Annotated in this window: 13 protein-coding genes; 7 read left to right on the forward strand and 6 right to left on the reverse strand. The window is 52.0% G+C overall.

Annotated elements, in window-relative coordinates; translation table 11 throughout:
* Positions 1-204: 204 nt before the first annotated feature.
* The 3 genes from HU143_RS08020 to yeiP form a co-directional block, all read right to left on the reverse strand.
* The gene (locus HU143_RS08020) at positions 205-924 is read right to left on the reverse strand and encodes a phosphatase PAP2 family protein (protein WP_023227104.1); all 720 of its coding nucleotides are present in this window, start codon (positions 922-924) and stop codon (positions 205-207) included.
* Between the two features lie 29 nt (positions 925-953).
* Complete coding sequence (locus HU143_RS08025; RefSeq protein ID WP_000169350.1) at positions 954-1940, reverse strand: CobW family GTP-binding protein; 987 nt, start codon at positions 1938-1940, stop codon at positions 954-956.
* A 211-nt stretch (positions 1941-2151) separates the two neighbouring features.
* Positions 2152-2724 (reverse strand): elongation factor P-like protein YeiP, encoded by a 573-nt coding sequence (gene yeiP, locus HU143_RS08030; RefSeq protein WP_001136822.1) that lies wholly within the window; start codon positions 2722-2724, stop codon positions 2152-2154.
* 323 nt (positions 2725-3047) lie between these two features.
* On the opposite strand from yeiP, the gene HU143_RS08035 reads away from it, so the two are divergent.
* The 3 genes from HU143_RS08035 to HU143_RS08045 all read left to right on the forward strand — a co-directional run bounded on the left by HU143_RS08035 (position 3048) and on the right by HU143_RS08045 (position 4479).
* Complete coding sequence (locus tag HU143_RS08035) at positions 3048-3302, forward strand: YkgJ family cysteine cluster protein (RefSeq protein ID WP_001523448.1); 255 nt, start codon at positions 3048-3050, stop codon at positions 3300-3302.
* A 387-nt stretch (positions 3303-3689) separates the two neighbouring features.
* Positions 3690-3812: a membrane protein gene (locus HU143_RS08040; RefSeq protein WP_001519564.1), complete on the forward strand. Its 123-nt coding sequence runs from the start codon at positions 3690-3692 to the stop codon at positions 3810-3812.
* Between the two features lies 1 nt (position 3813).
* Complete coding sequence (locus HU143_RS08045) at positions 3814-4479, forward strand: GNVR domain-containing protein (RefSeq protein ID WP_023227103.1); 666 nt, start codon at positions 3814-3816, stop codon at positions 4477-4479.
* A gap of 64 nt (positions 4480-4543) precedes the next feature.
* On the opposite strand, the gene setB is transcribed toward HU143_RS08045, so the two are convergent.
* Complete coding sequence (gene setB / locus HU143_RS08050) at positions 4544-5725, reverse strand: sugar efflux transporter SetB (RefSeq protein ID WP_000551934.1); 1182 nt, start codon at positions 5723-5725, stop codon at positions 4544-4546.
* 368 nt (positions 5726-6093) lie between these two features.
* Here setB and fruB point away from each other — a divergent pair, with 368 nt between their 5' ends.
* Genes fruB through fruA form a run of 3 tightly spaced genes read left to right on the forward strand, consistent with a single transcriptional unit; the run spans position 6094 to position 9867 of the window.
* Positions 6094-7224: a fused PTS fructose transporter subunit IIA/HPr protein gene (fruB, locus tag HU143_RS08055; protein ID WP_023227102.1), complete on the forward strand. Its 1131-nt coding sequence runs from the start codon at positions 6094-6096 to the stop codon at positions 7222-7224.
* Positions 7224-8162 carry a 1-phosphofructokinase gene (fruK, locus tag HU143_RS08060; RefSeq protein WP_000091249.1) on the forward strand — a complete coding sequence of 313 codons (939 nt, stop codon included), beginning with the start codon at positions 7224-7226 and terminating at the stop codon, positions 8160-8162. Before fruB ends, fruK begins: the two co-directional genes overlap by 1 nt.
* 16 nt (positions 8163-8178) lie before the next feature.
* On the forward strand, positions 8179-9867 hold the full coding sequence (gene fruA, locus HU143_RS08065; protein WP_023227101.1) for a PTS fructose transporter subunit IIBC: 1689 nt from the start codon (positions 8179-8181) through the stop codon (positions 9865-9867).
* Between the two features lie 64 nt (positions 9868-9931).
* Here the strand turns inward: fruA and nfo are convergent, their stop codons facing one another.
* Both nfo and HU143_RS08075 read right to left on the reverse strand, forming a co-directional pair.
* Positions 9932-10789, reverse strand: a complete 858-nt coding sequence (gene nfo / locus HU143_RS08070; RefSeq protein WP_023227100.1) for a deoxyribonuclease IV — start codon at positions 10787-10789, stop codon at positions 9932-9934.
* Between the two features lie 78 nt (positions 10790-10867).
* Positions 10868-11917 carry a YeiH family protein gene (locus HU143_RS08075; RefSeq protein ID WP_000137966.1) on the reverse strand — a complete coding sequence of 350 codons (1050 nt, stop codon included), beginning with the start codon at positions 11915-11917 and terminating at the stop codon, positions 10868-10870.
* A 120-nt stretch (positions 11918-12037) separates the two neighbouring features.
* Between HU143_RS08075 and yieE the strand changes: the two genes are divergently transcribed.
* Positions 12038-12901, forward strand: a complete 864-nt coding sequence (gene yieE / locus HU143_RS08080; protein ID WP_000548316.1) for a DNA-binding transcriptional regulator YeiE — start codon at positions 12038-12040, stop codon at positions 12899-12901.
* The last annotated feature ends 19 nt before the right edge of the window (positions 12902-12920 follow it).

A 12920-nucleotide genomic window follows, 5' to 3' on the forward strand; every position in this document is an offset into this window, starting at 1 on the left:
CGCGTGATTTTTTATAAGAATTTATGATACGAAAAGTGAACTATCAGCACGGGTCAAATTAAGCGCAAATCGTTTAAAAATCGTGCAACCTGTTCATTTTGAAGAGGAATAATATGACCGAAAAATGATGGGCTGGGGAAATATCATCATAAATTACCTTCAACGATGTAAAACTATCGCTGAAGGTAATGTTAATTACATAGGTTATTTATTTAAAATTTGTTTATTTCTGCCCGGGAGATAATTCTCAAAAAGCGCTATCGCCCGGTCGCTGAGCGGGGTCATCAGCCACCAGGGGAGGCCAATCAAAATAACCGTGAGCGACCCGACCACAATATCGGTGAACCAGTGAGCGCCAATCATAACGCGCGGAAACGCGAAAACCACAAATATAATAAGGGCGATAATCCCCGCAGTTTTGCCGAAATAACGCAGCATAAAGGCGGAAAATATCAGCAGCATCATACCGTGATCGCCTGGGAAACTGTCTTTTGACGCGTCTTTTGTCGGGATATGCAGCAACTCGCTGACGCGATAAATATGCTCAAAAGAGAGCGTTGGGCTGGCGCGCTTGACGGGGATCAGCGCCTGACCGAGTTGGTTAAGCACCACCGCTGTTAGCAGCATGACCAATCCGATTATCACAATGCGCCGCCGGCCCGACGCGTCTTCTTTTAGCCAGAAACTGAGCATCAGTCCGCCCATCGCCAGCAGCGAACAGCCGTCAAACGCCCGATTATTGGTAATAGCGACCCACCAGAGGAACGCGTGGCTTTCCACCAGTTTCTGGTTAAAGAAGTGGAATATGCCGGAATCAATGGTGAACCAGAAACCGTGATTGACGGGAAGATACCATGACAAAAACAGCGCCAGACCGGCGGCATTAAGCAGAATTATCAAGGAATAGCGGGTTTTCATCGTCATTTCGCCATAGTTTTTAAACGGTGGCAACCTTACGCGTGCGTCGCTAAACGAAGCTTCAACAAGGCCGTCTGTAACGTATTCCAGTCGGTTTCTGTGTTTGAGATAAGTTCAACCCGGCTATCCGGCGGCGCGACACTCTGTGTTTCGATGTGCAGGTCATCGCCCTGGCGATTGATGCGTACCAGCCCCTCTTGTATGCGCATAACGCCTTTCACCCGGCCCACCGGCGCCAGACGCGCCCATTCGAGTAGGCCAATGGTGTCAAACACGGTATCGGCATCGAAAATCCAGCCGCAGGCCTGATGACCCTGTCCGCTATTGAGGCTGCGTCGCCAGCGCTGCTGGGCGGGCAGATTTAGCGCGGCGAGTCCTTTTTTACTGGCATGAGTGTGAGAATGCGCGGCGCTGGCCGGCAGTTCCGCCAGATTTTGTCGTGGTAAATCAAGAAGCTTACCGTCTATCTGTCCATGTTCGGCATGAATCAGTTGACGATCGCCGCCGTACTGTCGCCACCACTGTTGCAGGGCGGCATCGCTCTGTGCCGTGGCGCGATCGGTCTTATTGGCGATGATAATATCGGCTGAGGCGAGCTGATCGCGGAAATTTTCATTGGCGACGCTCTGTTGGTCCAGTAGCAGGCGAGGGTCAAGGATGCAGAGCGTAGCGCGTAAATCAATCCACGGCTCATAAACCGGCGCAGTTAATAAATCCAGAATCTGTTTTGGGTGCCCCAGTCCGGTTGGTTCAATCAGCAACCGATCAGGTTTGCCCTGGCGTAGCAGCGTGTTGAGCCCTACCTGCATAGGCAATCCGTTGACGCAGCACATGCAGCCGCCGGGGATCTCTTTTAGCAGTGCGCCGCTGTCGGCAAGCAGTGCGCCGTCAATACCCACTTCGCCAAATTCATTGACCAGGACGGCCCACTTTTCAGCCGGATCTTTATGAGCTAATAAATGAAGGATAGAGGTGGTTTTTCCGCTACCGAGAAATCCAGTAATAAGATTGGTTTTGGTCACGTCAGCTCCAGAATATTGATACAACATAACAACTTTAATAATCCTGGCGAATAAACGTGAAAAAGAGAAGCTCTGAGTTGACGAAGTCGTGCTTCTGCCATCTTAAGAGCAGAAAATGTTAAATTTTTAACGTTTCTCTTTCCGGGCGCAGAACAGTCAATAAAGAAAAGGGTCAGACTGCGCCCTGGGGCGCAGCCGAAAAATGTGAAACTTAATCCGCGCGCCCCATATAACGGCGCTCTTCGATATGAATGCGGATTTTCTCACCTGCGCTCAGGTATTCGGGAACCTGAATCACCAGACCGGTGCTTAATGTCGCGGGTTTGTTACGTGCGCTGGCGGACGCTCCTTTAATACCCGGCGCGGTTTCGACGATTTCCAGATCCACGGTCTGCGGAAGCTCTAGCGCCAGCAGTTGGCCGTCCCAGGTCAGAACCTGCATATCCGGCATTCCGCCTTCAGGCATAAACAGCAACTCTTCTTCAATCTGATCTTTGGTGAAGGTATACGGCGTATAGTCTTCTTTATCCATGAACACATATTCGTTTCCATCGACATAAGAAAAGTCAACGCCGCGACGGCTCAGGGTGACGGTATCAACGATATCGTCGCCTTTGAAACGTTCTTCCACTTTCAGACCGGTGCGGACATCGGAAAAACGCATTTTATACAGTGTGGCGGCGCCACGGGCGGTAGGTGACTGAATGTCGATATCTTTCACAATCAGCAATTTGCCGTTGTAGTTCAGTACCATACCTTTTTTGATTTCGTTCGCTCTTGGCATCGAGGAGATCCTGTTGTAGAGATTATCTAAAATATCGCGTAAAACTACTCGCGCCGGGCCGTCCAGGCAAGTGGAATTGTCACTTTTGCTGGTGCAAAAAAGGTGATACTGTTCGCCCGCTTTCCGCTCCGCGTTCAACGAGAATACGCGATGGCACGTCGCCCGGAGGGGGGAAGTGTGCTGTGTTGTCCCTTCTGTTTCCAGCCTTGTCTTCGGAATGTCTGAGGGCAGGCCTGATCATGATGACGTCTACATTTTAAATCTGGATTTTTCTTTGGACAAATTCTGTTATCTTTCATTTGGTTATAAATAGAGGGCTGAGCATGGACTGTCGTAGCGGTTGTGGCGCTTGCTGTATTGCGCCTTCAATTTCGTCGCCGATACCCGGAATGCCGAATGGCAAGCCGATGAATACCAGATGCGTGCAGCTTTCGGAAGATAACTTGTGCCTTATCTTTGGCTCGCCTTTACGCCCAAAAGTGTGCTCTGGTTTGCAACCGACAGGGGACATGTGTTTAACGACCCGGGAAGAGGCCATTATTTATTTGCTGGAACTCGAACAGAAAACCTTACCATGAGCTAAGCCGCTTTTGATAAATGTGCAGGGGCTTACGTTATATCCCGAAATAGTCTGCAAAAGCTGCGCCTCAAATTACCTCCTTTTACCATTAAATAGCGTAATACATGCTTCCCTTATTTCGTGGCTTCTGAAGCGGTAGATGTCGCCGCTCAACCCCGTTGGTGCCTGAACGTGTACCGAACAAACCGTCAAATAAAACAAAAACGATCAATTTTATTTATATGATAGTTTTTATCTATTAAAAAGAGGAATTTTGATCGATTTTAATTATTTATAACGATCGATATCATGAATTTGATAGTTTATATCTATCATTGATGTATTTACCGATCGATATAACCAGTGTGAATGTGTTGTTATTTTCCTTTAAAATACTCGAATTCTTATGTGTGGGTTTTATCTTATGAAGAAATATACGTTCGCAGCCAGGGCGTTTATTTTTACGCTGGTGTTGCTTTTTGTTATTTCAGTATTCGGGTTGACTATTAGCGTTTTAAAAGGTATGTGAAATGCGGGGAGAAAATAGTGAAATTGATTTAGTCGACGTTTCCTTATTCCTTATAAGAAAATGGCTAAGTATCGTGATCGCTACCTTTATTTTTGTCGCCATTGGCTATGTTTTTGTGAGCGTGCAGCATGATACAAAGGTTGTGAGTATGACAATCAAACCTAATCTGGATACGCCTGCTACCTATGCGTTATGTGGCTATACTAATGATATTCAATGTAAAACAACGGTTATCCTTAACCAGTTTAGCCGTTTCTTGCCTGCGGAATATAAAAATAAAATAAGTTTTGACGCGAAAAAACAGCTTGTCCTTTTTAAGGCACAGGGGAGGGAAGAAAGGGTCAATAATATTATTTCCACCCTGAAAAATAGTGTCGATAAAATGGCAGCATGGTATATCGATGACGGTGACATTAAACGTTATAGCGTGCATAAAAATATGTTACAAACGGAAACATATGCAAAGCTATCATTGTTGTCGGAGGCGGTTAAAAATAATGCTAACATTGAAGTGATAGATGTTGCTGTTACACCAAAATATAAGATGCGGCTGGTGTTGGTCCTTTGCGGACTGATGGGCGTAATTTTCTCAATAACCGGTCTTTTATGTAGGAGGGCGCTAACAGAATATCGTATTGAGAAAAAGACAATGAATGACCGCGCATGAACATTGCGCAGAGATAAACTCTGCGCTGAAATGTGTCGAAGAGTAAAAGTATCAGGCTTGCAAGTTAAACATCTTTAATACGCGCCAGGCAGAACATGGTGGCGACAATCATGACTAACGCAAACCAGAAGACCGCATGGTAATTCCAGATTTCTGCGGCGATTCCCGCCAGCGAACCGGCAATGATCCAGCCGACGCGAATGGTATTGGTATACAGCGTGGTGGCTGAACCCGCCTGGCCTGGCATGAGATCCTGAAAATAGAGCATGCCAATCCCGCCAAGAATGCCGATGTAAATCGCGTTCAGCAACTGCAAGCCGAGCAACGTCGCCGGCGCGTGCGCCAGCAACATACCCGCATAAAAGCACAGTCCGGCGACAACGGCGATGCACATTAACAGGCGTTTTCCCAGCCGTTTGGCGAAGTAACCTGCAATCAGCATTGTGGGAATCTCCAGCCCGGCGGCGGTGCCCATCATCACGCCTGCAAGTTTTTCCGGAAGATGCAGCTCATTGATGATAAACAGCGGCATATTAATGATATACAGGCTGTTAGTTCCCCACATTAACGTACAGATGACAAACAGCAACAGCGTATCGCGGCGATTACGACGCGGTGCTTCCAGCGTGCCGGTCGCCAGCGGCGCATCTTTGCGCATTGACGGTAAAAAGAACCACACCATGACGCCGCAGACGATAAAAGCTACCGCCGCGCTCAAATACATCACCGTAAAGCTAAAACCCATCGCCAGCGCATAGGCCAGCGGCGGCCCAATGACCCAGGCCAACGAGACCTGGGCGCGGAGGATTGAGCTGAACATCACCGCTTCACGACCTGTACGATCGGCATGTTCTCGGGCCAGCGCAAACATCTGCGGGTTGGCGGTAGAGCCGAAGCTACTGAGAAAGACGCCGATGAACAGCAAAATAAAGTAGTTGCGGTTCCAGGCAAACAACACGCAGGCCAACATGCCCAGCACGCAACAGAAAACGATCAGTTTTTTGCGATCGCCTTTTTTATCTGAGCGACCCGCCAGAAACTGGCTCACGATAATGCCGATAACCGCGCTGCCGGTAAAAAAGAATCCCACCATGCCGGGGCGGGCGTGAACCTCATCCGTCAGAAAAATACTGAGCGTCGGCGTCTGTAGCGCACCGGCAATACCGGTGAGAAAAGCGACGATCAAAAAGGCGGTAGACGTCAGGTCAAACGATTTGGGCGCAGCGGCGGCGGGACTGTTGTGCATGTTTCTATATCAGTGGTGTGAAGAGAGGCGGAGTTTACGCTGCCCGTCAGAAAATAAACAGGCGTCTGAATCAAAATCGACACGAAAAATCAAAATAGCATTCCAGTTTGTTACCAGGGCGTGCTGACGCAAGCTGAAAGAAAAAAGCTGAAGCCTTTTATGCGTCAGCTATTGAGGGACTGTTGGAGAAAAAATGTGCTTCACCTCAAAAAATTGCTACAAAACTGGTAACTTTTCTTGCGTGCTGAAGCAGAAAGATCCAGACTTCTTGAAACGTTTCAGCGCGATCTGGTTTTTTTGATAACTCAGATTGGCGCTTTTTTTCTCATAGTGGCTGAATCGTTTCAATTCAGCAGGAGAGGAGACACATGTTCCAGTTATCGGTTCAGGACATTCATCCGGGCGAGCAGGCCGGAAATAAAGAAGAGGCCATTCGGCAAATCGCCGCCGCGTTAGCGCAGGCGGGGAATGTGGCGGGCGGCTATGTTGACGGTATGCTGGCGCGCGAACAGCAAACCTCGACCTTTCTTGGCAATGGTATTGCGATTCCCCATGGCACAACAGACACGCGCGATCAGGTGCTGAAAACCGGCGTCCAGGTCTTTCAATTTCCGCAGGGCGTTACCTGGGGAGAAGGCCAGGTCGCCTACGTGGCGATTGGTATTGCCGCCAGTTCGGACGAACACCTCGGCCTGCTGCGTCAGCTGACGCATGTGCTGAGCGATGACTCCGTGGCTGAACAGCTGAAATCCGCGGCAACGGCGGAAGAGCTGCGCGCATTGCTGATGGGCGAGAAGCAAAGTGAACAATTAAAACTTGATAACGAGACGATGACGCTGGATGTCATCGCCAGCTCGCTGGTCACATTGCAGGCGCTAAATGCGGCGCGTCTGAAAGAGGCGGGAGCGGTTGATGCGGCGTTCGTCGCAAAAACGATTAACGATAGTCCGATGAATCTGGGACAAGGCATCTGGCTGAACGACAGCGCGGAAGGCAATTTGCGCAGCGCTGTTGCGGTAAGCCGTGCGACCCAGCCGTTTGACGTAGAGGGTGAAAAAGCAGCCTTATTAGTCACTGTCGCGATGAACGACGAGCAGCCGATTGCCGTGCTAAAACGCCTCGGCGACCTGTTGCTGAACAATAAAGCCGATCGTCTGCTGAGCGCCGACGCCGCGACGCTGCTGGCGTTGCTGACCAGTGATGATGCGCTGACGGATGACGTACTGAGCGCGGAATTTGTAGTGCGTAATGAGCATGGTCTCCATGCCCGTCCGGGCACCATGCTGGTGAATACGATTAAACAATTTAACAGTGAAATTACCGTGACAAACCTTGATGGAACCGGCAAACCGGCAAACGGACGTAGTCTGATGAAAGTGGTGGCGTTAGGCGTGAAGAAAGGCCATCGTCTGCGCTTTACCGCGCAGGGTGAAGATGCTGAACAGGCGCTGAAAGCGATTGGCGATGCGATCGCCGCCGGTCTCGGGGAGGGCGCATAATGAGCAGGCGTGTCGCCACCATTACCCTTAATCCGGCTTACGATCTGGTTGGGTTTTGCCCTGAAATCGAACGCGGCGAAGTGAACCTGGTGAAAACCACGGGTCTGCACGCGGCGGGCAAAGGCATTAACGTTGCCAAGGTGCTAAAAGACTTAGGCATCGACGTCACCGTCGGCGGTTTTCTCGGTAAAGATAACCAGGACGGTTTTCAGCAATTGTTCAGCGAACTGGGCATCGCTAACCGCTTTCAGGTGGTTCAGGGCCGGACCCGCATCAACGTGAAGCTGACGGAAAAAGATGGCGAAGTGACCGACTTCAACTTTTCCGGCTTTGACGTGACTCCCGCAGACTGGGAACGCTTTGTTAACGACTCCCTGAGCTGGCTGGGTCAGTTCGATATGGTCTGCGTCAGCGGTAGCTTACCGGCTGGCGTGAGCCCGGAAGCGTTCACCGACTGGATGACGCGTCTACGCAGCCAGTGTCCATGCATTATCTTTGATAGTAGCCGTGAAGCGTTAGTCGCCGGTCTTAAAGCTGCGCCGTGGCTGGTGAAACCGAATCGCCGCGAACTGGAAATTTGGGCGGGTCGTAAGCTCCCGGAAATGAAAGATGTGATTGATGCGGCGCACGCGTTACGCGAACAGGGTATCGCCCATGTGGTGATTTCGCTGGGAGCGGAAGGCGCGCTGTGGGTTAACGCCTCAGGAGAATGGATCGCTAAACCACCGGCGGTTGACGTGGTAAGTACCGTCGGCGCAGGCGATTCCATGGTTGGCGGATTGATTTACGGCCTGCTGATGCGCGAGTCCAGCGAACATACGCTGCGTCTGGCGACGGCGGTTGCCGCGCTGGCGGTCAGCCAGAGCAATGTGGGTATTACCGATCGTCCTCAGTTGGCCGCAATGATGGCGCGCGTCGACTTACAACCGTTTAACTGACAGCAGGAGAGGCATAATGAAAACGCTGCTGATAATTGACGCTAATCTCGGCCAGGCTCGCGCTTACATGGCGAAAACCCTGCTTGGAGCGGCGGCGCATAAAGCAAATCTGGAAATTATCGACAATCCGAATGATGCTGAGCTGGCGATCGTGCTGGGCGAATCTCTGCCGAACGACAATGCTCTGAACGGCAAAAAGGTTTGGCTGGGGGATATTGGTCGCGCCGTCGCGCATCCGGAACTGTTTCTGAGTGAAGCCAAAAGCCATGCGACCCCTTACAGCGCCCCTGCTGCGGCTGTTCCTGCGGCGAGCGGCGGTCCGAAACGCGTGGTCGCGGTAACGGCCTGCCCGACCGGCGTCGCCCATACTTTTATGGCGGCTGAAGCCATTGAAACGGAAGCGAAAAAACGCGGCTGGTGGGTAAAAGTCGAAACGCGCGGCTCCGTGGGGGCCGGCAATGCCATCACCCCGGAAGAGGTGGCGGAAGCGGATTTAGTGATTGTGGCGGCGGATATCGAAGTGGATCTGGCGAAGTTTGCCGGTCTCCCGATGTACCGCACGTCGACCGGCCTGGCGCTGAAAAAGACGGCGCAGGAGCTGGATAAAGCCGTAGCGGAAGCGACGCCGTATCAACCGGCGGGTAAGGCATCGCAAGCGGCGACCGAAGGAAAGAAAGAGAGCGCTGGCGCATACCGGCATCTGTTGACGGGCGTTTCTTACATGCTGCCTATGGTGGTTGCCGGGGGATTGTGTATTGCGCTTTCCTTCGCCTTTGGTATTGAAGCCTTTAAGGTGCCGGACACGCTGGCGGCGGCGCTGATGCAGATTGGCGGCGGTTCGGCGTTTGCGCTGATGGTGCCGGTACTGGCGGGTTATATCGCTTTCTCCATCGCGGATCGCCCAGGCCTTACGCCAGGTCTGATTGGCGGTATGCTGGCGGTTAGCACCGGTTCCGGTTTTATCGGCGGGATCATTGCCGGCTTCCTTGCCGGGTATATGGCGAAGCTTATCAGTACCAAATTGAAACTTCCGCAAAGTATGGAAGCGCTGAAGCCAATCCTGATCATCCCGTTAATTTCCAGTCTGGTGGTGGGGCTGGCAATGATTTACCTGATCGGTAAACCGGTTGCCGGGATTCTGGAAGGGCTCACCCACTGGCTGCAAACCATGGGAACCGCAAACGCAGTGCTGTTGGGCGCGATTCTCGGCGGGATGATGTGTACCGACATGGGCGGCCCGGTGAACAAAGCGGCGTATGCGTTTGGCGTTGGTCTGCTGAGTACGCAAACTTACGCGCCGATGGCGGCGATCATGGCCGCAGGTATGGTACCGCCGTTAGCGCTGGGTCTGGCGACGATAGTGGCGCGTCGTAAGTTCGACAAAGCGCAGCAGGAAGGCGGTAAAGCGGCGTTGGTGCTGGGGCTGTGCTTTATCACTGAAGGCGCTATTCCGTTTGCGGCGCGCGACCCGATGCGTGTACTGCCGTGCTGTATCGTTGGCGGCGCGTTGACCGGGGCCATTTCTATGGCGGTAGGCGCAAAATTGATGGCGCCGCATGGCGGTCTGTTTGTTCTGCTTATCCCAGGCGCAATTACGCCGGTATTGGGATACCTGCTGGCAATTGTGGCCGGTACGCTGGTGGCAGGACTGGCTTATGCCGTCCTGAAACGTCCGGAGACGGAAGTCGCGGCAAAAGCGGCGTAAGAGAAACACGCTAAAAAAGGCAGAGCGCGCTCTGCCTTTTTTATTGCCTGAAGAACATTGAGCGTCAGGCCATCGCTTCGGCAATTTGCTGGGCTTTTAACCACGCAATCTCTTCCGCCCAGATATCAGGATTGATGGTCTCCAGTATCAGCGGAATACCGTCAAAACGCGCATCCTGCATAATCCAACGAAACGCATCGTGGCCGATATTGCCTTCACCCAGACTGTGATGGCGGTCAACGCGGCTACCGAATGCGCTTTTGGCGTCGTTAAGGTGCATTCCGCGCAAATACTGAAATCCGACAATTTTCCCGAATTCGGCGAATGTTTTTTCGCACGCCTCTGGCGTACGCAGATCGTATCCGGCGGCAAAGGCATGGCAGGTATCGATACAGACGCCAACGCGCGACTTATCTTCCACGCCGTCGATGATGGCGGCTAACTGTTCAAACTCAAACCCCAGATTACTGCCCTGACCGGCTGTATTTTCGATAACCGCCGTAACGCCCTCGGTCTGCGCGAGGGCAATATTGATAGATTCCGCGATCCGCGCCAGGCAATCCTCCTGTGCAATCTGCATCAGATGGCTACCGGGATGAAAATTAAGCAAGGTTAAGCCGAGTTGTTCACAGCGTTGCATTTCATCGAGAAAGGCATCGCGTGATTTTTCCAGCGCTTCACTGACCGGATGGCCCAGATTAATCAGGTAACTATCGTGGGGAAGGATTTGCGTCGCTGAAAAATGATACTTTTCACAGGCGATTTTAAAGTCATCAATGACTTGGGGAGTAAGGGGGGCGGCACGCCACTGACGCTGGTTTTTTGTGAAAAGCGCAAAGGCCGTTGCGCCAATTTCAGCCGCGCGGGCAGGGGCGTTAGCCAGACCGCCAGCAGCGCTGACGTGCGCTCCGATGTATTTCATAAAAGACTCCTGTTAAACCCGCTAACGGTTCATTACGAACGCTATGATAACGGGTTAACAGGCGTGAAACGTAATAATTTATGCGATAAGGCTATGGATTAGGACGTTAATGGCGCCACCGCCAATAATCAGCCAGGCGAATAGTGCCAGCGCCATCAGCAGCGGTTTCGCCCCCGCTTTTTTCAATGCGCTAACGTGAGTGGTCAGACCCAACGCCGCCATCGCCATCGCCAGCAGCACTGTGTCCAGTGTCACCAGCATATCCACCACGGCTTTCGGCAGCAGGTGGAAAGAGTTGAAGATCGCCACTACGATGAAGAAAATAGCAAACCACGGAATGGTAATTTTGCTTTTTTCCGCGCCGGTCGCCGGTGAAAGCTGTTTAACGCGTGCCGCCAGAATGATCAGGAACGGCGCCAGCATCATGACACGCAGCATCTTAGCGATAACTGCCGCATTTTCCGCATCCGGGCTAACGGCATGACCCGCTGCGACCACTTGCGCGACTTCATGCATGGTTGAGCCGATATAGATGCCGTAAGTTTCCGGGCTGAACCAGTGCGCCAGCAGCGGATACATTGCCGGGTAAAGGAAAATAGCGATGGTGCCGAAAATAACGACAGTCGCGACGGCTACAGTAACCTTACTGGCTTCCGCTTTTACCACCGGTTCTGTCGCCAGTACCGCCGCCGCGCCGCAGATACTGCTACCGGCGCCAATCAGCCAGCTGGTATGCCTGTCCAGACCAAAGACTTTTTGGCCTAAGAAGCAGGCCAGCATGAACGTGCTGGAAAGCGTTAATACGTCAATCACAATACCGCTAATACCCACGTCGGCGATTTGTGAAAAGGTAAGGCGGAAGCCGTAAAGGATAATCCCTAAACGCAGCAGATGTTGTTTTGCAAACAGCACGCCGCCGTCGCATTGTTTCCATATTTGTGGATAGACGGTATTCCCGATAACCATACCCAGCAGGATAGCCAGGGTCAGGGCGCTGAACCCCGCGCCTGCAACGGCAGGGATAGCGCCGCCCCACAGGGCGACTCCTGTAATGACGGCGCTCAGAGCGAGCCCCGGTATAAAATGCCACATTGTACGACGATGATTCTGCAAGGTGAGTTCTGTCATAACCTTCTCCTGTATATGGACAATAAGGTTACGGTGATCTGGTTTAAAAATAAAATTGATTATATATTTATAATTAATCTTTATAAGTGGTAAGTGAAACGCTATCGGTGGGATACGACTATGCATATTACGCTACGACAACTTGAAGTGTTTGCTGAAGTACTGAAAAGCGGTTCAACAACCCAGGCGTCGGTCATGCTGTCATTATCGCAGTCCGCCGTTAGCGCCGCGCTCACCGATCTGGAAGGTCAGCTCGGCGTACAGTTGTTTGATCGGGTGGGGAAACGGCTGGTGGTCAACGAACATGGGCGCTTGTTATACCCGCGCGCGCTGGCATTGCTGGAGCAAGCGGTAGAAATTGAGCAGCTATTTCGTGAAGATAACGGCGCGATACGGGTTTATGCCAGTAGCACCATCGGCAATTACATTTTACCCGCCATGATTGCCCGCTATCGCCAGCATTATCCGGCCTTGCCGCTGGAACTCAGCGTGGGAAACAGCCAGGACGTGATTAACGCGGTGCTGGATTTTCGGGTTGATATCGGCCTGATTGAAGGGCCGTGTCACAGTACAGAGATTATCTCTGAGCCGTGGCTGGAAGATGAGCTGGTGGTCTTTGCCGCGCCGTCCTCGCCGCTGACGCAGGGGCCGGTGACGCTGGAACAGCTTGCGGCATCCCCATGGATTTTACGCGAGCGCGGTTCCGGTACGCGGGAAATTGTCGATTATTTGCTGTTGTCGCATTTGCCGCGCTTTCATATGGCGATGGAGTTGGGGAATTCAGAAGCGATCAAACATGCGGTGCGTCATGGACTGGGGATAAGTTGTTTATCGCGCCGGGTGATTGCTGAACAACTCCAGGCGGGAACCCTGGGCGAAGTCGCGGTGCCGTTACCGCGCCTTGTGCGCACGTTGTGGCGTGTTCATCATCGGCAGAAACATCTTTCTAACGCGTTGCAGCGTTTTTTGAGTTACTGTGAATAAAGGTGAAGAGGAGGGCTGC

It is taken from the genome of Salmonella sp. SJTUF14076 (genome assembly GCF_015534835.1).
GTDB classification, from domain to species: Bacteria; Pseudomonadota; Gammaproteobacteria; order Enterobacterales; family Enterobacteriaceae; genus Salmonella; species Salmonella enterica.